18 protein-coding genes are annotated in these 22,773 nt (G+C 73.2%); 12 read left to right on the forward strand and 6 right to left on the reverse strand.

Annotated elements, in window-relative coordinates:
* Both sucD and FZ103_RS00450 read left to right on the forward strand, forming a co-directional pair.
* On the forward strand, positions 1 to 662 hold a 662-nt coding region (gene sucD / locus FZ103_RS00445; protein WP_155998015.1), incomplete at its 5' end, for a succinate--CoA ligase subunit alpha.
* Between the two features lie 1,666 nt (positions 663 to 2,328).
* Positions 2,329 to 3,945, forward strand: coding sequence for a DUF6350 family protein (locus FZ103_RS00450; protein ID WP_394350062.1), 1,617 nt, complete (start codon positions 2,329 to 2,331; stop codon positions 3,943 to 3,945).
* Positions 3,946 to 3,981: 36 nt separating this feature from the next.
* Here the strand turns inward: FZ103_RS00450 and FZ103_RS00455 are convergent, their stop codons facing one another.
* Positions 3,982 to 4,401: a DUF4190 domain-containing protein gene (locus FZ103_RS00455; protein WP_186355594.1), complete on the reverse strand. Its 420-nt coding sequence runs from the start codon at positions 4,399 to 4,401 to the stop codon at positions 3,982 to 3,984.
* A 294-nt stretch (positions 4,402 to 4,695) separates the two neighbouring features.
* On the opposite strand from FZ103_RS00455, the gene purN reads away from it, so the two are divergent.
* From purN to FZ103_RS00470, 3 genes are read left to right on the forward strand one after another with little or no spacing between them, the layout of a single operon-like run.
* Entirely contained in the window at positions 4,696 to 5,349 is a 654-nt protein-coding gene (gene purN / locus FZ103_RS00460) for a phosphoribosylglycinamide formyltransferase (RefSeq protein ID WP_155998019.1), read from the forward strand.
* The gene (gene purH, locus FZ103_RS00465) at positions 5,346 to 6,914 is read left to right on the forward strand and encodes a bifunctional phosphoribosylaminoimidazolecarboxamide formyltransferase/IMP cyclohydrolase (protein ID WP_186355595.1); all 1,569 of its coding nucleotides are present in this window, start codon (positions 5,346 to 5,348) and stop codon (positions 6,912 to 6,914) included. Before purN ends, purH begins: the two co-directional genes overlap by 4 nt.
* Before the next feature lie 53 nt (positions 6,915 to 6,967).
* A complete protein-coding gene (locus FZ103_RS00470; protein WP_155998021.1) occupies positions 6,968 to 7,819 on the forward strand; it encodes a bifunctional methylenetetrahydrofolate dehydrogenase/methenyltetrahydrofolate cyclohydrolase in 852 nt (283 codons plus the stop codon).
* Between the two features lie 124 nt (positions 7,820 to 7,943).
* On the opposite strand, the gene FZ103_RS00475 is transcribed toward FZ103_RS00470, so the two are convergent.
* Positions 7,944 to 8,549: an FHA domain-containing protein gene (locus FZ103_RS00475; RefSeq protein WP_186355596.1), complete on the reverse strand. Its 606-nt coding sequence runs from the start codon at positions 8,547 to 8,549 to the stop codon at positions 7,944 to 7,946.
* 485 nt (positions 8,550 to 9,034) lie between these two features.
* On the opposite strand from FZ103_RS00475, the gene FZ103_RS00480 reads away from it, so the two are divergent.
* Together FZ103_RS00480 and FZ103_RS00485 are read left to right on the forward strand one after the other, a co-directional pair.
* Positions 9,035 to 9,412 carry a DUF3017 domain-containing protein gene (locus FZ103_RS00480; protein WP_343233314.1) on the forward strand — a complete coding sequence of 126 codons (378 nt, stop codon included), beginning with the start codon at positions 9,035 to 9,037 and terminating at the stop codon, positions 9,410 to 9,412.
* Between the two features lie 273 nt (positions 9,413 to 9,685).
* On the forward strand, positions 9,686 to 10,903 hold the full coding sequence (locus FZ103_RS00485; RefSeq protein WP_155998023.1) for an NADP-dependent isocitrate dehydrogenase: 1,218 nt from the start codon (positions 9,686 to 9,688) through the stop codon (positions 10,901 to 10,903).
* Positions 10,904 to 11,384: 481 nt separating this feature from the next.
* On the opposite strand, the gene FZ103_RS00490 is transcribed toward FZ103_RS00485, so the two are convergent.
* The 4 genes from FZ103_RS00490 to galT form a co-directional block, all read right to left on the reverse strand.
* Positions 11,385 to 12,602 (reverse strand): LCP family protein, encoded by a 1,218-nt coding sequence (locus FZ103_RS00490; protein ID WP_155998025.1) that lies wholly within the window; start codon positions 12,600 to 12,602, stop codon positions 11,385 to 11,387.
* Positions 12,603 to 12,864: 262 nt separating this feature from the next.
* A complete protein-coding gene (gene galK / locus FZ103_RS00495; RefSeq protein WP_343233315.1) occupies positions 12,865 to 14,187 on the reverse strand; it encodes a galactokinase in 1,323 nt (440 codons plus the stop codon).
* Positions 14,188 to 14,280: 93 nt separating this feature from the next.
* A complete protein-coding gene (galE, locus tag FZ103_RS00500) occupies positions 14,281 to 15,267 on the reverse strand; it encodes a UDP-glucose 4-epimerase GalE (RefSeq protein WP_155998027.1) in 987 nt (328 codons plus the stop codon).
* A complete protein-coding gene (gene galT / locus FZ103_RS00505) occupies positions 15,264 to 16,436 on the reverse strand; it encodes a galactose-1-phosphate uridylyltransferase (RefSeq protein ID WP_186355597.1) in 1,173 nt (390 codons plus the stop codon). Before galT ends, galE begins: the two co-directional genes overlap by 4 nt.
* Positions 16,437 to 16,689: 253 nt before the next feature.
* Here galT and FZ103_RS00510 point away from each other — a divergent pair, with 253 nt between their 5' ends.
* The 5 genes from FZ103_RS00510 (at position 16,690) to FZ103_RS00530 (ending at position 22,752) form a co-directional block, all read left to right on the forward strand.
* Positions 16,690 to 17,850: a YihY/virulence factor BrkB family protein gene (locus FZ103_RS00510; RefSeq protein ID WP_155998029.1), complete on the forward strand. Its 1,161-nt coding sequence runs from the start codon at positions 16,690 to 16,692 to the stop codon at positions 17,848 to 17,850.
* A gap of 589 nt (positions 17,851 to 18,439) precedes the next feature.
* A complete protein-coding gene (locus FZ103_RS00515) occupies positions 18,440 to 19,690 on the forward strand; it encodes a glutamate--cysteine ligase (RefSeq protein ID WP_186355598.1) in 1,251 nt (416 codons plus the stop codon).
* Positions 19,677 to 20,918 (forward strand): M20 family metallopeptidase, encoded by a 1,242-nt coding sequence (locus FZ103_RS00520; protein ID WP_155998033.1) that lies wholly within the window; start codon positions 19,677 to 19,679, stop codon positions 20,916 to 20,918. The genes FZ103_RS00515 and FZ103_RS00520 overlap by 14 nt, the downstream gene beginning before the upstream one ends.
* An 86-nt stretch (positions 20,919 to 21,004) precedes the next feature.
* Positions 21,005 to 22,102 (forward strand): adenosine deaminase, encoded by a 1,098-nt coding sequence (locus FZ103_RS00525; RefSeq protein WP_155998035.1) that lies wholly within the window; start codon positions 21,005 to 21,007, stop codon positions 22,100 to 22,102.
* Positions 22,099 to 22,752: a PH domain-containing protein gene (locus tag FZ103_RS00530; RefSeq protein ID WP_155998037.1), complete on the forward strand. Its 654-nt coding sequence runs from the start codon at positions 22,099 to 22,101 to the stop codon at positions 22,750 to 22,752. The genes FZ103_RS00525 and FZ103_RS00530 overlap by 4 nt, the downstream gene beginning before the upstream one ends.
* Positions 22,753 to 22,773 lie beyond the last annotated feature (21 nt).

The following is a 22,773-nucleotide window of genomic DNA, read 5'->3' on the forward strand; positions in this document are numbered from 1 at the left end:
CGGTGGTGTTCGTGCCGCCGAAGTTCGCCCGGGCGGCGGTGGTCGAGGCGATCGATGCGGGTATCGGGTTGGCGGTGGTGATCACCGAGGGGATCCCGGTGCACGATACGGCGGCGTTTTGGGCGCATGCGTGTGCGGCGGGCAATCGTACGCGCATCATCGGGCCCAACTGCCCGGGGCTGATCAGTCCGGGGGCCTCCAATGCGGGGATCATTCCGGCCGACATCACGCGGCCGGGGCGGATCGGGCTGGTGTCGAAGTCGGGCACGCTGACGTATCAGATGATGTATGAGTTGCGGGATATCGGGTTCTCCACGGCGGTGGGCATCGGTGGGGATCCGGTGATCGGTACGACGCATATCGATGTGCTGGCGGCGTTCGAGGCCGATCCCGACACCGATGCGATCGTGATGATCGGTGAGATCGGCGGGGATGCCGAGGAGCGGGCGGCGGATTACATCCGCGAGCACGTGTCCAAGCCGGTGGTGGGTTATGTGGCCGGGTTCACCGCGCCCGAGGGCAAGACGATGGGTCATGCGGGGGCGATCGTGTCGGGGTCGGCGGGTACGGCCGCGGCGAAGAAGGAGGCGTTGGAGGCGGTCGGCGTCAAGGTCGGCAAGACTCCGAGCGAAACCGCGCGGCTGGCCCGAGAGCTGTTCTGACCGGCTCTTCGCACGCTCCGCGACACTCTGAGCGGTCAGCGCTCCAGCCGCGCCGCCGCAGAAGGACCGGCCCCGCCACTCGGACCGAGTGGCGGGGCCGGCCCGTTTCCGGTCCGAGCTGAACGGCTCCGGCGCCTACGTCGTGTTTAAGGAGTCGGTCACCACGGAGGTTGCGGCGATGGGGGTGGGGTGCGCGTAGCGCCCGCCCGTTCCCCGCCGCCGCCCCTAACGGAGGCGCTTCGCGCCACGTAGCTGTTCAGAGCCGGCTTGCCGCCGAGTGCACGGTGCTCCTTTGTGCCGGAGTTCTGCCACCGGTGGTGCGGCTCCGCGCGACAGGTTCAGCGTGCGCTCGGCGGCGAGCTGCGTTGGCGCTTCGCGAGGTGCGCCCATTGCCGCAGCCTCGGTGGTGGCGGGTTCTCTGTGGTTCCCGGGGGGTTCCTCTGTCTTGGTGACCGGAGGAACCCTCCGGGGACGGCCCAGGGTGGGTACCACAGGAGGTTGCGGCAATGGGGCTGGGGTGCGCGCAGCGCTGCGTGCCGGCTTGCCGCCGAGTGCACGGTGCTCCTTTGTGCCGGAGTTCTGCCACCGGTGGTGCGGCTCCGCCTGGGAAGGACCGCGTGCGCTCGGCGGCGAGCTGCGTTGGCGCTTCGCGAGGCGCGCCCATTGCCGCAGCCTCGGTGGTGGCGGGTTCTCTGGGGTTCCCGGTGGTTCCTCTGTCTTGGTGACCGGAGGAACCCTCCGGGGACGGCCCAGGGTGGGCACCACAGGAGGTTGCGGCAATGGGGCTGGGTTGCGCGCAGCGCTGTGCGCCGGCTTGCCGCCGAGTGCACGGTGCTCCTTTGTGCCGGAGTTCTGCCACCGGTGGTGCGGCTCCGCCTGGGAAGGACCGCGTGCGCTCGGCGGCGAGCTGCGTTGGCGCTTCGCGAGGTGCGCCCATTGCCGCAGCCTCGGTGGTGGCGGGTTCTCTGGGGTTCCCGGTGGGTTCCTCTGTCTTGGTGACCGGAGGAACCCACCGGGGGCGGCCCAGGGTGGGTACCACAGGAGGTTGCGGCAATGGGGCTGGGTTGCGCGCAGCGCTGCGTGCCGGCTTGCCGCCGAGTGCACGGTGCTCCTTTGTGCCGGAGTTCTGCCACCGGTGGTGCGGCTCCGCCTGGGAAGGACCGCGTGCGCTCGGCGGCAAGCTGCGTTGGCGCTTCGCGAGGCGCGCCCATTGCCGCAGCCTCGGTGGTGGCGGGTTCTCTGGGGTTCCCGGTGGGTTCCTCTGTCTTGGTGACCGGAGGAACCCTCCGGGGACGGCCCAGGGTGGGCACCACAGCGGTTGCGGCAATGGGGCTGGGTTGCGCGCAGCGCTGTGCGCCGGCTTGCCGCCGAGTGCACGGTGCTCCTTTGTGCCGGAGTTCCGCCACCGGTGGTGCGGCTCCGCCTGGGAAGGACTGCGTGCGCTCGGCGGCGAGCTGCGTCGGTGCTTCGCGAGGCGCGCCCATTGCCGCAGCCTCGGTGGTGGCGGGTTCTCTGGGGTTCCCGGTGGGTTCCTGGGATGCCCCGCCTCCCCGGTCATCAACCCCGACCCGATGCGCGCCCTAGCACACCGGGCCCGTGCGGCGGTCGCGCGACACGCCCGGGACAGAGGGGGGTGGATCGGCGGGCGGGTGGCAGCATGGGGCGGGTGAGCGCGCCCGTACGTCCTTCCTCGTCGAACAGCGGCGGCGACCGCCCTCGCCGCGGGTCCTCCGGCACGGGCGGGGGCGGCGGCCGCGGGCCGCGCGGTTCCGGCGGCGCGCGCGGAGCCGCAGGCGGCGGCCCCTCGTCGGCCGGCGACAGGCCGCGCCCCCTCTATACCGCCGGCGGGCTGGCCGCGGCCTGGTCCGCCGGAATCGGGCTCACCGTGCTGATGACCCTCACCGTCGCGGGCTGGGTGGCGGCGCCGCACGGCACCTTCGGCGAGGACATCGGCGAGGTGCTGCGCGCGGCCGTGCAGGCTTGGCTGGTCGGACACCACGTCGGGTTCTCCGTCCCCGGCGGCGCGGTCTCCATGCTGCCGCTGGGCCTGGTGGTGCTGCCCGGCCTGCTGCTGTACCGCGCGGGCCGCTGGCTGGCGCGCAGCTGCGAACTGCCGCGGCTGCGCCACCTGTTCCGGGCGGCGCTGTCCATCGCCGGGCCCTATGCGGCCATCGCGGGGACCCTGGCGCTGGTGGGCCAGACCGAGGCGGTGCGCCCCAGCATGATTCAAGCGCTCATCGCCGGATTCTGCCTGGCCTTCGTCGCCGGCGGCGCCGGGGTGCTCTTCCAACTGCTTCGCGACAAGGGCATCGCCAAGCGGCGGCTGCTGGACCTCATGCCCGACCGCCCGCGCTCGCTGCTGGTGGGCACGCTCACCGCCACCGGAACCCTGCTGGCCACCGGCGCGCTGCTGTTCTGCGTCTCGCTCGTCGCCGACCTGGACCGCGCCGTCGCCACCACGAACGACCTCGCGCCAGGGCTGGTCGGCGGTGCGCTGCTGCTGCTCATCCAGCTGCTGTATGTGCCCAACGCCGTCGTGTTCGGGATGGCCTACGCGGTGGGCCCGGGCTTCGCGGTGGGCACCGGGACCGTCGTCGCGCCGACGGGTGTGTCGGTGGGCGCCCTGCCGATGTTCCCCATGCTGGCGGCGCTGCCCGACAACGGCCCCGCGCCGGTGCTGTCGCTGGCGGCGCTGGGCGTGCCCTTCCTGGCCGGCGGGCTGGGCGGGGTGCTGACCCAGCGCAGCGCTCCCGCCGTCGTCAACGAGTCGGCGCCGCTGTGGGGCTTCGTCTGCGGTGTGACCACGGGACTGGTGTGCGCGGCCCTGTCTGTGGCGGCGGGCGGACCGCTGGGCGCCGAGCGGCTGGCGCAGGTGGGGCCCTCGGCCTGGCAGGTCGGGCTGATCACCGCGCTGGAGGTCGGCCTGGCGGCCGCCATCACGGCGTGGGTGGCCAACTGGCGCTACTACCGGCGCTTCGCCGCCGCGGCGGGGCCGGCCGAGGATGCGCAGGCCCGGCAGCCCCGGCGGCCGCGCGCCGAGCCCGCACAGGGTGCGCCCGGGGACGGCGGGGACGGCGCGCCCGCCCCGCCGCGCCGCCGCGTGCGGGCGCTGCTGCACCGCATGCCCGCGCCGCGCCTGCGCCGCCGCGCCGACGACGACGGCGAGGACATCTACGGCATCACCTACGAGGCCGACGCGGCGGAGGCGGTTGCGGGGGAGGGCGACGGCGAGCCCGCGGCAGGCGGGCCCGGCGACGACGGCGGTGCGTCCCGGGAGCGCTGAAGGGCCCGCCGACCGGGCCCGGCCGGCCGCCTCGCCTCAGCCGACCCCGGTCATGGGGGGCAGGTTCTCGGCTGGGATTCCGGCGCGCTCGGCGATCGACTCGCGAAGCTGCTCGTCGCACTGCTCCTGGGAACTGTGCGTGAGGGCCCGCGCCGAGCAGGCCGCGTACTCCTGGTACTGGTCCCAGAAGATCGCGTACCCGGCGATCATGAGGCCGGAGAGGGCGACGCCCGCCCAGCCCAGCACCATGCTCAGCATCGCGCCGGGCGCCACCGCGTTGTTCGCGCGGGCGGAGCGGCGCGCCCGGCGGCCCTGGAAGATGCCCAGCGCGGACAGGACGATCCCATAGGGCGGCAGGACCAGCCCGGCCGCAGAGAGGAAGAGTCCCCACAGCCCGCCTCGTTCGACGGTCGGCTGCTGCCCGTCGCTGCGCGGCTGGGGCGGCTCATCGGTCACAAGGGCTCCTCGCAGGATGTGCCTGGCGGCTTGCGGTCAACACGTCCGGGCCCGAATCGAGGGGCGGCGCCGAACGACGCGGCGCCCGCGTCCCGACGGGGTCCCGTGGAGTAGACGCTACCTGCCGAGATAGGCTGACAGCGCGGGCGGGGGGAGCCGTGCGCCCGCTGAGGGCTGTCCGGCACGCAGGTGCTCGCGGGCGCCCGCACAGCCGCAGGCCGGGTGCGCCCGCCATGCGCGGCGGGCCGTGCCGGCACCCGTTCCCGCACCGTTTTCCCATGAGGAGGAAGCACTCTGTCGGCGCGAGTTGTCGTTCTCATCTCCGGCGCGGGCACCAACATGGCCGCGCTGCTCGACGCGGCGGCCGAACCCCGTTACGGCGCGTCGGTGGTGGCGGTGGGCGCCGACCGCCGCGGCGCGGGCGGTCTGGACCTGGCCCGGCAGGCCGGTGTCGAGACGTTCACCGTGCCCTTCGCCGACTACGGCGACCGCGGCGAATGGGACTCCGCGCTCAGCGAGAGGCTTTCCGCCTACCGGCCCGACCTCGTCGTCTCGGCGGGCTTCATGCGCATCCTCGGGGCCGAGGTGCTCCGGCGCCACTGGGTCGTCAACATCCATCCGGCGCTGCTGCCCGCATTCCCGGGCGCGCACGCGGTCCGCGACGCCCTGGCCTACGGCGTCAAGGTCACCGGCGCGACCGTGCACTTCGTCGACTCCGGGGTGGACACCGGCCCGGTCATCGAGCAGGCTCCCGTGCGGGTCGAACCCGGCGACGACGCCGCCTCGCTGCACGAGCGCATCAAGGACGTCGAGCGGCGCATGCTGGTCGACGTGGTGGGCCGCCTGGCCCGCGAGGGCTGGAGTGTCCAGGACCGGCAGGTGCGCCTGGGCGCGCCCGGCCGGGCGCAGTCACCGTCAACCGAATACGTCGCAGAGGAGAACCGGTGAGCCAGCAGGCCATTCGGCGCGCGTTGATCAGCGTCTACGACAAGACCGGACTGGAGGAGCTGGCCTACGGGCTCGCCGAGGCCGGTGTGGAGATCGTCTCGACCGGTTCCACAGCGGCCCGCCTGGCCGAGGTGGACGTGCCCGTGACGCCGGTCGAGGACGTCACCGGGTTCCCCGAGGTGCTGGGCGGCAGGGTCAAGACGCTGCATCCGCGGGTGCACGCCGGGCTGCTGGCCGACCGGGCCGACGCCGGGCACCGCGCCACGCTGGAGGAACTGGACATCGCCACCTTCGACCTGCTGGTTTCCAACCTCTACCCGTTCCGGGAGACGGTGGCCGCCGGCGCGTCGCTGGGCGAGTGCATCGAGAAGATCGACATCGGCGGCCCGGCGATGATCCGCGCCGCCGCCAAGAACCACAGCTCGGTGGCGGTGGTCGTCGACCCGGCCCGCTACGACGAGGTCATCGAGGCCGTCCAGGCGGGCGGCTACGAGCTGGAGCAGCGCAAGCGGCTGGCGGCGCAGGCCTTCGCGCACACCGCGGCCTACGACGCCGCCGTGGCGACCTGGTTCGCCACCACCTACGCTCCCGACGAGGTCGCCGCCGAGACGGGCTGGCCCGACTTCTACGCCTCCGCCGGCCACCGCGCCGCCACCCTGCGCTACGGCGAGAACCCCCACCAGCGGGCGGCCCTCTACCGCGGCGACGGTGCCGGCGACCCGGGGCTGGCCGGCGCCGAGCAGCTGCACGGCAAGGAGATGTCCTACAACAACTACGTGGACGCCGACGCCGCGCTGCGCGCCGCCTACGACTTCGCCGAGCCGTGCGCCGCGGTGATCAAGCACGCCAACCCCTGCGGCATCGCGGTGGGCGCCGACATCGCCGAGGCGCACCGCAAGGCGCACGCCTGCGACCCGCTGTCGGCGTTCGGCGGGGTGATCGCCACCAACCGGCCGGTGAGCGTGTCGCTGGCCGAGCAGGTGGCCGAGATCTTCACCGAGGTGCTGGTGGCGCCGGAGTACGAGCCGGGCGCGGTGGAGATCCTCACCCGCAAGAAGAACATCAGGCTGCTGGTGGTCACCCCGCCCGACCGCGCCGCCCGCACCGAGGAGCGCCCGATCAGCGGCGGCACGCTGGTGCAGGCCGCCGACCTGGTCGACGCTCCCGGCGACGACCCGCAGGCCTGGCAGCTGATGGCGGGGCGGGCCGCCGACGACGCGGTGCTGGCCGACCTGGCGTTCGCCTGGCGGGCGGTGCGCGCGGTCAAGTCCAACGCGATCCTGCTGGCGGCCGACCGGGCGACGGTGGGCGTGGGCATGGGCCAGGTGAACCGGGTCGACGCCGCGCAGTTGGCGGTGACGCGGGCGGGCGACCGGGTCGGCGGGTCGGTGGCGGCCAGCGACGCGTTCTTCCCCTTCCCCGACGGGCTGGAGGTGCTGGCCCGGGCGGGCGTGCGGGCCGTGGTCCAGCCGGGCGGGTCGGTGCGCGACGACGCCGTCGTGGCGGCGGCCGAGGACGCCGGCATCACCATGTACGCCACCGGGACCAGGCACTTCTACCACTGACCGAGGCGCCGGTACAGCAGCAGGACGACCCCCAGGGAAGGGACGGGACGCAGATGAGCGCAGAGATTCTGGACGGGAAGGCCACGGCCGCGGCGATCCGGGCGGAGCTGGTGGACCGGGTGGCCGCGCTGCGCGCCAAGGGGGTGGCTCCGGGCCTGGGCACGGTCCTGGTGGGCGATGATCCGGGCAGCCACTCCTATGTCAACGGCAAGCACCGCGACTGCGCCGAGGTGGGGATCGAGAGCATCCGCCGCGACCTGCCGGCCACGGCCACCCAGGCCCAGGTCGAGGGTGTGGTCGCCGATCTCAACGCCGATCCCGGGTGCACCGGCTACATCGTGCAGCTGCCGCTGCCGAGCGGCTTGGACGAGAACCGCGTGCTGGGTCTGATCGACCCGGACAAGGACGCCGACGGCTTGCAGCCGGTCAACCTGGGCAAACTGGTGCTGATGGAGCAGGCGCCGCTGCCCTGCACGCCGCGGGGGATCGTGGAGCTGCTGACGCGCTACGGCGTGCCGCTGAAGGGCGCCGAGGTCGTGGTGGTGGGCCGCGGCGTGACGGTGGGGCGCCCGCTGGGGCTGCTGCTTACCCGCCGCAGCGAGAACGCGACGGTGACGCTGTGCCACACCGGCACCCGCGACCTGGCCGAGCACACCCGGCGCGCCGACATCGTGGTGGCCGGGGCCGGTGTGCCGGGGCTGATCACCAAGGACATGGTCAAGCCGGGCGCCGCGGTGCTGGACGTGGGTGTGACGCGCACCGACGAGGGGCTGCGCGGCGACGTGGCGCTGGACGTGCGCGAGGTGGCCGGGCACGTGGCGCCCAACCCCGGCGGCGTGGGGCCGATGACGCGGGCGATGCTGCTGGTCAACGTGGTGGAGGCCGCTGAGCGTCTGGCCGGCTGACCGCGCGGCGGGCCGTGTCCCCGCGCCCCCGGAGCGGGAGGGGCGTCCGGCTCCGGGGCGGGCGGCGACTGGTGCGAGGGGCCCGGACGGCGGCGGAACGCCGACCCGCCCGGGCCCTTCGCCGTCAGCTGGCCTTGCGTTCGCGGTCGAGCACCGGCATGGGGCGTACCAGGCCCAGTGCGACGACTTCGTTGGCCAGGCGGGTGCGGCGGTTGGCCCCCTCGGGGACCCGGAACTTCTGGTACAGGCGGAGGAGATGCTGCTTGACTGCGGCTTCTGTCACGACCAGGTCCTCGGCGATCTCGCGGGCGGTCGCGGGGGAGACGAAGGCTTCGTCGGAGAGAGCGGGGCGGCAGAGCGACGTGAGGACGTCGAGCTCTCTCCGGGTGAGTTCGGGTGCGGTTCCCCTGCGCACCTCGACGTCGGGGTTGAGTTCCTCCCGGGGAAGGCCGCCGATCTTGCACCGCGCGCTGCCGAAACTGAGGACGTCGCCCTCTTCGAGAACCCTGCGCGCGATCGGGCGGCCGTTGACCCGGGTGCCGTTGCGGGAGAGGCCGAGGTCGACGACGTAGACGTAGGGGCCGCGGCGCACCAGCTCGGCGTGGAGTTGTGACACGCTCGGGTCGCTGAGCCGGATGTCGGCCCCCTCTCCGCGTCCGACTGTGGTGACCTCCGACTTCAACGGCTGAACGTCCCCGCTCTCCTCGACCCGCATATAGGGCCCGTCCACGGTTCTTCCTCCCAGTGTGGGGCGCGGCCGATGAGAGAGTGCACGGCGCTGCGCGGACGGGTGCCTCGCTGCTTGGCTGTGTCGACCGGTCGTGGTTGGTTGAGTGGGGTTCATAGGGGGGGCAGTCCTCGCTCACCGTGGCACTCATCTCCTCACTGGTTACCCGGGCGCTGTTGGTCCTACTCTCTTGCTCGGGGGTTAGACAGCCATCACGGGATGTTTACGCCGTTTTCCGGATATCGGACCTGGAAGAATCAGAAACGGGTAGGTCCGAATCCGTGGCGAGCTGGGCGCGGAGATGTCCGGCCTCACTACACTGTGTGGGTCCTTGGCCGTCGGCGCGGCCGGGCGCCCGGCCGGTCGGCGCGCCGCTCGGCCGCACCCGCGTGCGCCCGCGGCCGCGGGGGCGCCGACGGCCGGCGGTGCCGGGCGGTCCCGTTGCCGGAGCGCTCCGGTTTCGAGCGTGCGCTAGCGTGGGGTTGACGGTGAGCCAGAACACGGTGGAGGAAGCGGTAGCAGCCAAGTCCCGCCGGCCCGATGAGGAGCCTGATCCCGCGGCCGGGGAGCATGAGGAGTCCGCAGTCGGCGACGCGGCCCCCGGCTGGCTGTCGCACGTGCCCTATTTCCTGGTGCTCTCCACCATGGCGGCGGGCATCGTCGTCGTGGCGGCCGCCCACTTCAAGCGCGGTCCGGCGCTGATCGCCGGGGCGCTGATGCTGGCCGCGGTCTTCCGTGCCCTGCTGCCGTCGGAGAAGATCGGGATGCTCGCGGTGCGCAGCCGGTGGATCGACGTCATCACACTCGCCGGCATGGCGGTGCTGCTGATCGTGCTCGCATGGGTAGCGCCGCAGCTGTCCCAGTAGGCGTCTAATAAGCTTGATATCGAGATACCGACGACGTTCGATCGACGCCAGCCGTCGTCCGCTGACCGCCCGGTGGGTCCGAGTCCCACCGGAGCCGGGCCGCGGCGCGGCCGGCGGCGTTGCGGCGAGGTCATCAGGCGTGTCGCGGACACACCGGTCTCTCCGCGGCCGAGCGCGGCCACAGCTTCGCGCCCGCCGCGGCCCGTCCGGTGTGCCCCGGTGCGGCCTCCAGCCACATGACGGCTAGCCGAAACGAAGGGACAGCCACCAGCCATGGCCAAGATCAAGGTTGCCAACCCCGTAGTAGAGCTCGACGGCGACGAGATGACGCGGATCATCTGGTCCTTCATCAAGGACCGCCTGATCCTGCCCTACCTGGACATCGACCTGAAGTACTACGACCTGGGCATCGAGGAGCGCGACCGCACCGACGACCAGGTCACCGTCGACGCCGCCAACGCCATCAAGGAGCACGGGGTCGGCGTGAAGTGCGCCACCATCACCCCCGACGAGGCGCGCGTCGAGGAGTTCGGCCTGAAGAGGATGTGGCGCTCGCCCAACGGGACGATCCGCAACATCCTCGGCGGTGTGATCTTCCGCGAGCCCATCGTCTGCGAGAACGTTCCCCGGCTGGTGCCCGGCTGGACCAAGCCGATCATCGTCGGCCGCCACGCCCACGGCGACCAGTACAAGGCCAGCGACTTCAAGGTGCCCGGCCCCGGCACGGTCACCATCACCTACACCCCCGAGGACGGCGCCGAGCCCATCGAGCTGGAGGTCGCCAACTTCCCCGAGGGCGGCGGCGTGGCCATGGGCATGTACAACTACCGCAGCTCCATCGAGGACTTCGCGCGCGCCAGCTTCAACTACGGGCTCGACCGCGGCTTCCCGGTCTACATGTCCACCAAGAACACGATCCTCAAGGCCTACGACGGCATGTTCAAGGACGTGTTCGCCGAGATCTACGAGAACGAGTTCAAGGACCGCTTCGAGGCGGCCGGCCTCACCTACGAGCACCGGCTGATCGACGACATGGTCGCCGCCGCCCTGAAGTGGGAGGGCGGCTATGTGTGGGCCTGCAAGAACTACGACGGCGACGTGCAGTCCGACACGGTCGCGCAGGGCTTCGGCTCGCTGGGCCTGATGACCTCGGTGCTGCGCACCGCCGACGGCCGCACCGTGGAGGCCGAGGCCGCCCACGGCACCGTCACCCGGCACTTCCGCCAGCACCAGCAGGGCAAGCCCACCTCCACCAACCCCATCGCCTCCATCTTCGCCTGGACCCGGGGCCTGGAGCACCGCGGCAAGCTCGACAACACCCCCGCGGTGGTGGAGTTCGCCAACACCCTGGAGAAGGTCGTCGTCTCCACGGTCGAGGGCGGGCAGATGACCAAGGACCTCGCGCTGCTGGTCGGCGGCGACCAGGGCTTCCTCACCACTGAGGAGTTCCTCGCCGTGCTCGACGAGAACCTGCAGAAGCGGCTGGCCTGAGCCCGCCCGTCGCCCACCTCTCCCGGCGCCGGCCGCGGTATTCGGGGCCGTTCCGCTCGCCTTATCCGGCGGGCGGGGCGGCCCCGCCGTGCGAGCGGGGCAGTACGGATTCCGGCGAACATGCCCGCGGAGACCCGAGCCGATGACAGGATGGCCGTACCGCATCCGGGCGGACACGCACCGCGATAAGCACCGGTAGTGCGGCGAATACCACTCTTGTGCAGTTCGCGTGTTTCGCGAACATTGCCCTAATCTGGGAGATGTCCGCGCCGGGAGTCGGCGGAAGCCGATCCCGCGGACACCGGACTTTCAGGCCGACGTGCCGGCCGTGCGCCCGCTGGGGGGTAGGCGCGCGCGGTGCGGAACGTCAGGGAAAGGGCCCGTCGCCTCGGCGACGGGCCCTTCTCTTTGCTTGGGAGCCGTGTCGGGGAGCGCGCGTGAACACCCTGCGCGGGGCGGTCCCGCCGAGCGCAGGGCGCCCCTACTCCTGCATCGCGCTCTCCGGGATCGGTTGGCCTTGCTGCATGGCGTCGAACATCTCCGCCGACCGCGCCTCGTCCCACAGCACGACCGAGCCCGCTCCGGCGATGGTGGGAGTGGAGCCCACCGGCACAGCGGTGGTGGCGGGGTCCTCGCGCATCGCCAGGGCCATGCCGATCAGGTCGCTGAGGTGGTCGCCCTCGTCCACGACGAAGGTGTCGGTGCCCTCGGTGACCAGCGGCACCGACCGGAACGGGTTGAGCAGCGTGCTCGGCGCCGTCGCCTTGGAGATCAGCGCGCTGAAGAACTCGCGCTGGCGCTGGATGCGGTCCAGGTCGGCGCGCGGCGTCGCTCGCGTGCGCACGTAGCCCAGCGCCGTCTCGCCGTCCATCTCCTGGCAGCCCGCCTCGATGTCGAGGTCGGCCTTGGGGTCCTGAATCGCCTGCTCGGGGCACATCTCGACGCCGCCGACCGCGTCGACGATGCCGACGAACCCGGAGAACCCGACCTCCACGTAGTGGTCGATGTGCACGCCGCTGGCCTGCTCGAAGGTCTGCACGAGCAGGGTCGGCCCGCCGCCCAGCGCCTCGGCGAAGGCCGCGTTGATCTTGTTCTGGCCGACGCCGGGGATGTCCACGTAGGAGTCGCGCGGAACACTGATGATGCTGGGCTTGCCCGTCTCGGGGACGTAGAGCACCATGATCGTGTCCGTGCGCTTGCCCGCCGCGTCGCCGGTGCCGTACTGCTGCATCTCCTCCTCGGTGAGGCCGTCGCGGCTGTCGGAGCCCACGATCATGTACGTCTCACCGGGCTGGTCCTCCGGCTGCCCCTCGTACTTCTCCAGCGCCTGGACGCGCTGCAGCCGGGAGTCGGCCCAGAAGTAGAAGACGGTGGGCAGCACCAGCAGCACCACCAGCAGCAGGATCAGGACGGTGCGGCGGCGCCTGCGCCGCTGCTCGCGGATCCGCCGCGCGCGCCCCGACCCGTCGTAGCCGCGTCCGCGGCCCGCCCCGGAGGGCCGGCGCGGCGGCTCGTCGATCGGCGGCATCCGCCGGGTGGGTCCCTGCCTGCCCGCAGCGGAACGCTGCTCCGAGCGGCGCGGGCGATACAGCTTCTCGATCTCGTCGGGCGCGCCGCCGGGGGGACGGCGGAACACCCCTGTCCGGTCGGCGTCGCCGCGGCCCGGCCCGCCTCCTCGCCCGAATGACCCGTCAACCATGGCTCAGGTAGCCCATCTGTGAATACACCACGTGTGAGGTACGGCTTTGTCCTCTTCTATGCGTTGGGACTCGCCACAGCCTAGCCAGGTTCAGCCGATGGTCCACCAGCGCAGGCCCGACCCCGCCGCCGTGCTCGCCGACTCCCCGCCGCAGCCCGCCCCTGGGGCCCGTGTGGCCCCGCTCACCGGCGGCCCCGCACGGGAGTCGAACCGGGCGCGGGCATCCCCCGACCGGCGAGCCTTCCCTCGGGGCGGTGGGCGGTCAGCGGAGGCGGCGGGCTCCTTGGGAGGGGAGGGCGGCGCGCAGGGCGGGGGCGGTGAAGCCGTGGTCGGCGAAGGCGCCGGTGACGGCCTCGCGGACCGCGTCCAGGCGGTCGTGCGGTACCAGGGCGATGGCGCTGCCGCCGAAGCCCCCGCCGGTCATGCGGGCCCCGCGGGCCCCGGCGGCCACGGCGGTCTCGACGGCCAGGTCGAGCTCGGGCGTGGAGATCTCGAACTGGTCGCGCATGGACAGGTGCGAGGCGGTGAACACCGCGCCGAGGTCGCCGAGCGCGCCGGCCCGCATCAGTCCGACGGCCGCGTTGACCCGGTGGATCTCGGTGACGACGTGGCGCACGCGCTTCACCAGCACGGGGTCGTCCAACCGCCCCAGGGCGGCCTCCAGGTCCTCCACGTCGCGCAGCGCGGCGACGCCCAGTTCGCGGGCGGCGCGCGTGCACTCCTCGTGGCGGGCGGCGTAGCCGCCGGTGGTGTCGCTGAGCTTGTGCTCGACCCGGGTGTCCATGATCAGCAGCCGCAGGCCCGCCTCCTCCAGCCGGAAGGGGACGCTGCTGCCCGCGCCGCTGCGGCAGTCCAGGTAGAGCGCGTGGCCCTCGGTGCAGCGCAGCGAGGCGCTCTGGTCCAGGATTCCCGTGGGCGCGCCCACGTAGGCGTTCTCGGCCCGGCGGGCGACGGCGGCCATGGCGGGGCGGTCGCCGGCCAGTGCGGTGAGGCCGTGGGCCTCGGCCAGGGCCAGCAGTACCGCGCACTCCAGGGCGGCCGAGGAGGACAGGGCGGCGCCGATGGGCAGGTCGGAGTCGATCAGGATCCGCGCTCCCGCCTCGGCGGGCAGGTGCCCGGCCTCGCGTGCGGCCCAGAACACGCCGGCCACGTAGCCCGCCCACCCGCTGACGGGATCCTCGGGGTCGAGGTCGGCGGTGGTGAAGTCGACCTGCTCGCCGGGGCGCTGGGCGCTGCGCACCTGGGCGGTGCCGTCGTGGGTGGGCAGCAGCGCGAGCGTGACCCCCCACGGCAGCGCCATCGGCAGCACCAGGCCGTCGTTGTAGTCGGTGTGCTCGCCCATGAGGTTGACGCGGCCGGGGGCGTGCCAGATCCCGATCGGGTCGCCGCCGAAGGCGGAGGCGAACGCGGCGGCGACCTCGTCGGTGTCCACCACGTGCTCGGTCTCGCCGGCCGGGGGCTGACCCGGCTCGGGCTCCCGCTCCCGCTGGTCGGGGGAGGGGGACCGCTGTGCGGCCGGGGCGGGGGCCGCGCCCGACCGGGGGGCGGCTGTGCGCCGGAACGGCGCGAGAAGCCGGTTCAGCACGCTCACTTCTCCTCGCTGGCTGCGCGGGCGGCGCACCCGGCCGCGTCCGCTGTGTCGACTTTGACGGGTCGGCGCCCGCGGCGCCGTGGAGGCTCAGCCCGCCGGCGTGCCGGCGGCCCTGCTGCCGCTGGTGGTGTGGAAGTCCCAGGCGTCGGCGACGATGCGGCGCAGCTCGGGCCGCCGCGGTGTCCAGCCCAGCTCGCGCCGGGCGCGCTCGCTGGAGGCGACCAGGACCGCGGGGTCGCCGGGCCGGCGCTCGGCGGAGACCGCCGGGATCGGGTGGCCAGTGACCTCGCGGCAGACCTCGACGACCTGCCGGACGGTGAACCCGGTGCCGTTGCCCAGGTTGAACACGCGGTGCGTCCCGGCGCGGCAGGCGTCCAGCGCCAGCAGGTGGGCCTCGGCGAGGTCGGCTACGTGGATGTAGTCGCGCACGCAGGTGCCGTCGGAGGTGGGGTAGTCCTCGCCGTAGACCGACACGGACTCGCGCAGGCCCAGCGCCACCTGGAGCACGATCGGGATCAGGTGGGTCTCGGGGTCGTGCCGCTCGCCCAGGCCGGCGTAGGCGCCGGCCACGTTGAAGTAGCGCAGGCTCACCGCGCCGATGCCGTGCAGGCGGGCGTACTCGGTCAGGGCGGTGTCGATGGCCGCCTTGGTGGCGCCGTAGGGGTTGCCGGGGCGGACCGGGGCGTCCTCGGGGATGGGCGAGGACTCCGGTTCGCCGTAGACGGCGGCGGTCGAGGAGAAGACGATGCGCCCGACGCCGTGGGTGCGCATGGCGTCCAGCAGCGCCAGCGTGCAGCCGACGTTGCCGTCCCAGTAGCGTTCCGGGTGGGCCACCGACTCCGGTACCACCGAGCGCGCCGCGAAGTGCAGGACCGCCTCGATGCCGCCCTCGGCCAGGACCTCGCCGGCGTGCTCGCGGATGCCGCCCTCGATGAAGCGGCAGCCCTCGGGCACGGCCTCGCGGTGGCCGGTGGACAGGTCGTCGAGGACCGACACCTGGTGTCCGGCTTCGAGCAACTGGGCGGCGACGACACTGCCGATGTAACCGGCGCCTCCCGTGACCAGGACTCTCAACGCTGCTCCTTGTTCTCGGTGGGACGCGCCGCCACAGCGGGCAGCGCGGCGCGGATGCGGTCGGCGGCGTCCTCGGGGGCGACGTCGTTGATCCACGCCGCCATGCCCGACTCGGACCCCGCGAGGTACTTCAGTTTCCCAGGGGCGCGGCGCAGCGTGAACAACTGCAGGTGCAGCGCGAACTCGGAGTCGGGGGTGCCGTCGGCGCCGACGGGCGCCTGGTGCCAGGCCGAGATGTAGGGCGTGGGCGGGTCGGTGCCCTCGTCGGGCTGGGGGAAGAGGCCGTCGAAGGCGCGCAGCAGGTCGAGGTAGTCGCGGGCGAGCTCGTCGCGCTGGGCCTCGTCGAGGTCGGCCAGCGTGGGCACGCGCCGCAGCGGGAAGAGCCGGATCTCGTAGGGCCAGCGGGCCGCGGCGGGTACGAAGGCGGTCCAGTGCTCGCCTTCGGCGACGATGCGCCTGCCCGCGCGGCGCTCGTCGGCCACGACGGTGTCGAAGAGGTTGGCGCCGGTGGCGGCGCGGTGCTTGCGGGCGGCCTCGCGCATGGCCGCGATGCGCGGGGGCACGAACGGATAGGCGTAGATCTGGCCGTGGGGGTGCTGGAGGGTCACCCCGATCTCGATTCCGCGGTTCTCGAACGGGTAGACGTGGGCGACGTCGGGCCGGGCGCCCAGCTCGGCGGTGCGGTCGGCCCACGCCTCGACGACCGTGCGCGCGCGCTCGGGCGAGAGGTCGGAGAAGGACGCGGAGTGGTCGGAGGTGAAGCACACGACCTCGCAGCGGCCGGCGCTGGGGCGGGCGGCCAGCGCGGGGTCGCCGCCGGCGTCGGGGAGCGCATCGGCGGGCGCCGGGGCCAGGGAGGGGAAGCGGTTCTCGAAGACCACGACGTCGTAGTCGCCCGCGGGGATCTCGCTGAGCCGCTCGCCCCGGGTGGGGTCGAGGGGGCACTCGTCGGGCGGCGGGAGGAACGTGCGGTGCTGCCGGTGGGCGGCCAGGGCCACCCATTCGTCGAGCAGGGGGTCGTAGCGCAGTTGGGACCCGGTCGAGAACGGCGGGAGCGGCCTGCGGTCGGCGACCTCGGCCCGGCCCGTGTCGGGGGATTCGTCGAAGTAGACGATCTCCCGCCCGTCAGCGAGTCGGCCGACCGATCGAAAAACCTGTCGAGTTCGCACAAGATCAGTCTAGGGCATGGCCAATTCGCGGTCATGCGACCGGTTGTGAATGTTTTTGATCGGTTCCGGGGTGCTGTGTCGGGACTGCGGTCACCTCCCCTGCTGCGCGGTCGGCGGCGGCCCTCGGCAGGCCCGGGGAGAGCCGCCTTTCCCGTGCGGGCGGGGTTGGCTACGGTCGCCCTAGCGCGGCGGAGCGCCCGGCGGGCAGGACGGCGAGGACGACGGGGACAAGCGGGAAAGGGGTGCGGTGGCGATGGCCGCGATGACGGCGCTGAAGGACCGGGCGCGGCACTACCGCAACCTCGCCATGGAGACCTACTGGGCCGTGCGGCGGCGCCGGCCGTGGGTCGACCACGCCGTGCGGGCCTACGAGCGCTACACCGACGCCCGGGGCGACCGGCTGGCCGCGGCCGTCACCTACTACGCCTTCCTGTCGTTCTTCCCGCTGCTGGCCCTGGCCTTCGCCGCGGTCGGCTACGCGGCCGCGGTCGAACCCCAGGCCCGCGCCTACCTCGACGAGGCCATCCGCGAGGCGCTGCCCGGCCTCGCCGAGGGCCTGCCCATCGACGAGATCGCCGACGCCCGCACCGGCGCGGGCGTCATCGGCCTGCTCGGGCTGGTGTACGCGGGCGTGGGCGCGCTGGCCGCGCTGCGCGAGGCGCTGCACCGGGTGTGGCTCAAGGACGTCGGCGACGGGCCCAACTTCGTCGTCGCCAAACTGCTGGACGTCGCGGTGATGGCGGTCTTGGGCCTGGTCCTGCTCGGCTCGGTCGCCCTGACCAGCGTCGCCCAGGCCGCCACGCACTGGCTGCTGGACGCCGTGGGCCTGGAGGAGTCGCTGATCGCGGTCGCGGTGATCCGCCTGCTGGGGCTGGCGATCGCCGTGGCGGTCGACACCGTCATCTTCCTGGTGGTCTTCTCCCGCCTGTCGGGCACCCGCCGCCCGCTGCGGCTGCTGTGGCAGGGGGCGCTGCTGGCCGCCGTCGGGTTCGAGGCCCTCAAGGCCGCGGCGGCGCTGCTGGTCAGCGGCACGCTGAGCAACCCGGTCTACGCCTCCTTCGCGGTGGTCGTCGGGCTGCTGCTGTGGATCAACCTGGTCATGCGGATGCTGCTGCTGTGCGCCGCCTGGACGGCGACCTGGCTGCCGGTGCCGCCGCCCTACCAGGGGGCGGTGCCCTCCGGGCTGCCGATCGGCCTGACCGACGACGAGCCCTCCCGCGAGGGCGTGCGCCAAGACCTGGGCCCCTCGGCGGCCACGCTGCCGGCGCGCCCCACGCCGGTGCAGCTGGACCGCTCCCGCCGCCTGGGCAGGCGCCGGCGCGTGCTGGCGGTGCTGCGGCGCTTCGCGCTGCCGGCGGCGCTGGCGGCGGCGGCAGCCGGAGCACTCGCCTGGTTCAGGCGCCGCCGCGGCTGAGCCGGCCGGGCCCGTCGCGCCCGCGGCCCGGTGGTCTGCGTCCGGACGCGGCGAGCGCCCACGAACGGCGTCTCGGCAGCCCTGGCAGAATCCGGGATAAAGGCAATAGGCGGGGCGATTGCGACATTCCGCCGACCCGATGCCGCCCGGACTGACAGTTCGCAAACCGAATCGGCCGCGCAGATCACGTATCGGTCACTTCGGGGTAGTGTTCTCTCTGGTTGTGTAGCGTGATCATGGAGCGCGGACGACGGAATCCCGTCGCGGCCGGCTCCGCGCGGTCGGCGCGCACGCGGCGGCCGCGAGCCGATCCGCACACAGCGGCGGCCGCACCGGCTCCGTCGGCACCCCGGCCGCATCCGGCCGGATCCGGCCCGGCGCGAGCGGCCCGGCCGCCCGCGCCCCGGCTCCGCCGCCGGCGCGGCGCCGCCCATCACCGGCGCCCGCACCGCTCGCCCGAGTCCGCACCGCACCAGCCAGCCAGGAACGGAACCCGCATGACACGTACTGACGAAGCGGGCGAAGCCTCGCCTAGGGTGCGGTCAGCGTCGGTGCCCGAACCGGCCGGACGACAGTGCGGAGGTTGACCGTGGCCATCGAATTCAACGCCTCACCGCGCGCCACCCTCGGCGTCGAGTGGGAGCTCCAGCTCGTCGACGTGCACACCCGCCACCTGCGCCAGGAGGCCCAGCAGGTCCTCGGCGAACTCCCCGAACTCAGCGAGACCGCCGACAACCCGCCGCTGCGCCACGAGCTGATGCAGTGCACCGTCGAGGTCGTCACCGGCATCTGCGAGACCGTCGAGGAGGCCAGAGCGGACCTGGCCGGCAGCGTCGAGCGGCTCGGCTCGGTACTGGAGGCGCGCGAGGCCGCGATCATCTGCGCCGGCACCCACCCGCTGGACGACTGGCGCGACCAGGTCCTCTCGCCGGTCCAGCGCTACGGCGAGCTCATCGACGAGATGCAGTGGCTCGCCCGGCGCATCCTCACCTTCGGGGTGCACGTGCACGTGGGGATACGCTCCCGCGAGAAGGCCATCCCGATCCTCAACGCGCTGTCCAACTATCTGCCGCACTTCCTCGCGCTGACCGCCTCCAGCCCGTTCTGGAGCGGCCACGACACCGGACTGGCCTCCAGCCGGTCCATCATCTTCGGCGCATTGCCCACCGCCGGGCCGCCGCCTCATCTCGAACACTGGGACGCATTCGAGGAATATATGGAAACCCTGCTCCGAGCGGGGACCATATCGAGTATCAAGGAAGTCTGGTGGGACGTCCGCCCGCATCCCGATTTCGGCACCATCGAAATCCGGATGTTCGACGGCATTCCCACGCTGCGCGAGGTCGGCATGGCCGCCGCGTTGTCCCAAAGCCTGGTCCGGCTGTTCGATCAGCAGCTCGACCGCGGCTACGGGCTTCCCAGTCCGCCCTCATGGGTGGTCAACGACAACAAATGGCGGGCCACCCGCTACGGCCTGGACGCCCGGATCATCACCGACGACCGAGGGCGCACCATGCCGCTGCGCGACGATCTCCACGAGCTCCTTCGCGAGCTCGAACCCGTCGCGGCGCGGCTGGGCTGCGCCGAGGACCTCGGCGTCGCCGCGGAGATCCTCGACAAGGGCGCGTCCTACGAGCGTCAACGTGCCGTGATCGATGACGGCGGCACCCTGAACGACGTCGTGGACTCACTGGTGGCGGAGTTTCGCGCCGACGTCTTTCCGACGGCGCCTCCCTCCGCGAACTCCCCGAACTCGGCCACCGGCACCCGGGCCACGGGCGGCGGAACCGGCACCGACTATGTGACGAAGAACAGGGGGCCATCCCATGCAGGGGCGTGACCTGCGGGAGCAGCTGAACGCATTTCTGGCTCGCCATGAGCGCGAGTTCGTCGAGTTCCGGCGCGATCTGCACATGCACCCCGAACTCGCCTTCGCCGAGCACCGCACCACACAGCGGATCGCCGAGCGGCTGCGCGGGGTGGGCCTCGCGCCCGAGCCGCTCCCGCACACCACCGGTCTCGTCTGCGACATCGGGGCCGGAGGCGGCCCCACCGTCGCCCTGCGCGCCGACATCGACGCGCTTCCCCTCACCGACGAGAAGGACGTCCCCTACCGCTCGGCCGTCCCCGGCGTCGCCCACTCCTGCGGCCACGACGTGCACACGACCGTGCTGCTGGCCACGGGCGTGTTCCTGGCCCAGCAGGCCCGCGCCGGCGCACTTCCGGGCCGGGTGCGGCTGCTGTTCCAGCCCGCCGAGGAGCTGCCCGGCGGCGCGCGCGAGGTGGTCGAGGCGGGGGGCATCGACGGCGTGGACCGCGTCTTCGCGCTGCACTGCGACCCGCGGCTGCTCACCGGCCAGGTCGGGCTGCGCACCGGTCCCATCACCGCCGCCTGCGACCAGGTGCTGGTGCGGCTGTCGGGGCCCGGCGGGCACACCGCCCGGCCGCACCTGACCTCCGACCTCGTCTACGCGCTGGGCAAGGTCGTCACCGAGCTGCCCGCCGCCCTGTCGCGGCGCGTGGACCCGCGGGCCGGCTTCAGCCTGGTCTGGGGCCGCGTCAGCGCGGGGTCGGCGCCCAACGCGATCCCCGACGACGGAGTGGCCGAGGGGACCGTGCGGTGCCTGGACGACGACGCCTGGCACGCGGCGCCCGACCTGATCCGCGAGCTCGTCGAATCGGTGGTGGCCGGCTACGGCGCCCGCGCCGAGGTCGACTACCGCCGCGGGGTCCCGCCCACGGTCAACGAGGCCACCAGCGTGCGGATGCTGCAGGACGCCTGCACCCAGGCACTGGGGCCCGAGGCCGTCGCCGACACCCCGCAGAGCCTGGGCGGCGAGGACTTCGCCTGGTACCTGGAGCACGTGCCCGGCGCGCTGGCGCGCCTGGGCACCCACTCGCCGCAGTCCAGCGCGCCGATGCTGGACCTGCACCGCGGCACCTTCGACGTCGACGAGCGCGCCATCGGCGTGGGCGTGCAGCTGATGTCGGCCACCGCGCTGACAGCCCTGTGGGAGTGCGCCCGCGCGGCCGGGGGCGACCCGGTCCAGGACGCGGCGCTGGCCTGAGGCGGGCCCCGCGCAGGCCCGGGCGGGGCCGGCCCGCCGCGGGTACAGGGCGCCACCGGGGCGCGGCGGGTGGCATCCTGGCGTGTATGAGCCACCCGTTGACCCTGGACGACATCCGGCGCGCGCCCAAGGTGCTGCTGCACGACCATCTCGACGGCGGGCTGCGTCCGGACACCGTCGTCGAGCTGGCCGAGGCCGTCGGCTACACCGGCCTGCCCACCCGCGACCCCGCCGAGCTGGGGGCGTGGTTCCGCGACGCGTCGGACTCCGGAGCGCTGGAGCGCTATCTGGAGACCTTCACCCACACCGTCGGCGTCATGCAGGCCCGCGAAGCGCTGGAGCGCGTCGCCGCCGAGTGCGCCGAGGACCTGGCCGCCGACGGCGTCGTCTACGCCGAGGTGCGCTACGCCCCCGAGCAGCACCTGGAGCAGGGCCTGTCGCTGGACGAGGTCGTCGAAGCGGTGCTGGAGGGCTTCCGCATCGGCCAGGAGCGCGCCGCCGCGCAGGGCCGGCCCATCATCGTGGGCACGCTGCTGACCGCGATGCGCCACGCCGCCCGCTCGCTGGAGATCGCCGAGCTGGCCGTGCGCTACCGCGACGTGGGCGTGGTGGGCTTCGACATCGCCGGTGCCGAGGCCGGGCACCCGCCCACCCGCCACCTGGACGCGTTCGAGTACATGCGCCGCGAGAACGCCCACTTCACCATCCACGCCGGCGAGGCGTTCGGGCTGCCGTCGATCTGGGAGGCGCTGCAGTGGTGCGGCGCCGACCGGCTGGGCCACGGGGTGCGCATCGTCGACGACATCGACCACGCCGAGGGCGGCAAGGTGCGGATGGGGCGGCTGGCCCGCTACGTGCGCGACCAGCGGGTGCCCCTGGAGATGTGCCCCAGCTCCAACGTGCAGACGGGCGCGGCGTCCTCGATCGCCGAGCACCCCATCGGGCTGCTGCGGGAGCTGCGGTTCCGGGTGACGGTCAACACCGACAACCGCCTGCAGAGCGGCACGAGCCTGTCCGAGGAATTCGCCAAGCTCTCCTCGGCTTTCGGCTACGACTGGGACGACCTGCAGTGGTTCACGGTCAACGCGATGAAGTCGGCGTTCCTGCCCTTCGACGAGCGCCTGGCCCTCATCAACGGGCGGATCAAGCCGGGCTTCGCGCAACTGAAGTGGGCGACCCGATGAAGCCGCTGATCGCGCCGGCGTCGCGGGTCCTGGGCTGGGGATGGGTGGCGGTCGTCGCGCTGCTGCTGGTGGACCTGTTGCTGCGCGGCGGCGGCACGACCAGCCTGATGGCCGGATCGGTGCTGCTGATCACCGTGGGCGTGGCCTACGTGCTGTGGCTGCGCCCGCGGGTGGTGCCCACCGCCGAGGGCGTTCGGCTGGTCAACCCGCTGCGCGACACCTTCGTGCCCTGGTCGGCGTTCACCTGGGCCGACGTCACCGACGTGCTGCGCATCCACGCCGGCGACCAGGTGTTCCGCTCCTGGTCGCTGCGCGAGACCCGGCGCGCCAAGGTGCGCGAGAACCTGCGCCGGGCCGGCGACGGCGGGCCCGTGCCCGTGCTGGACGAGGACGTCGATCCGCGGTCGATGCGCCCTGTGGACTTCGCCGCGCGGCAGCTGCGGGAGGAGGCCGAGCGCCGCAAGGTCCGACCGCAGAACCGGGAGGTGCCCGGCGCGGCCGGGGCCGGGGAGTCCTCCGCCGAGTCCCCGGGTGCGGGGCAGGGCACCGATACCGGGGTGCGCGAACCGGCCACCGTCTGGGCGCCCGACGCCCTGGCGGCGCTGGGAATCCCGGTGTTCCTGCTGGCCATGGTGCTGCTGCTGGTGTGAGGGCGCCGCGGCCGCAGCACG

Source organism: Streptomonospora sp. PA3 (assembly GCF_009728995.1).
Lineage (GTDB): Bacteria > Actinomycetota > Actinomycetes > Streptosporangiales > Streptosporangiaceae > Streptomonospora.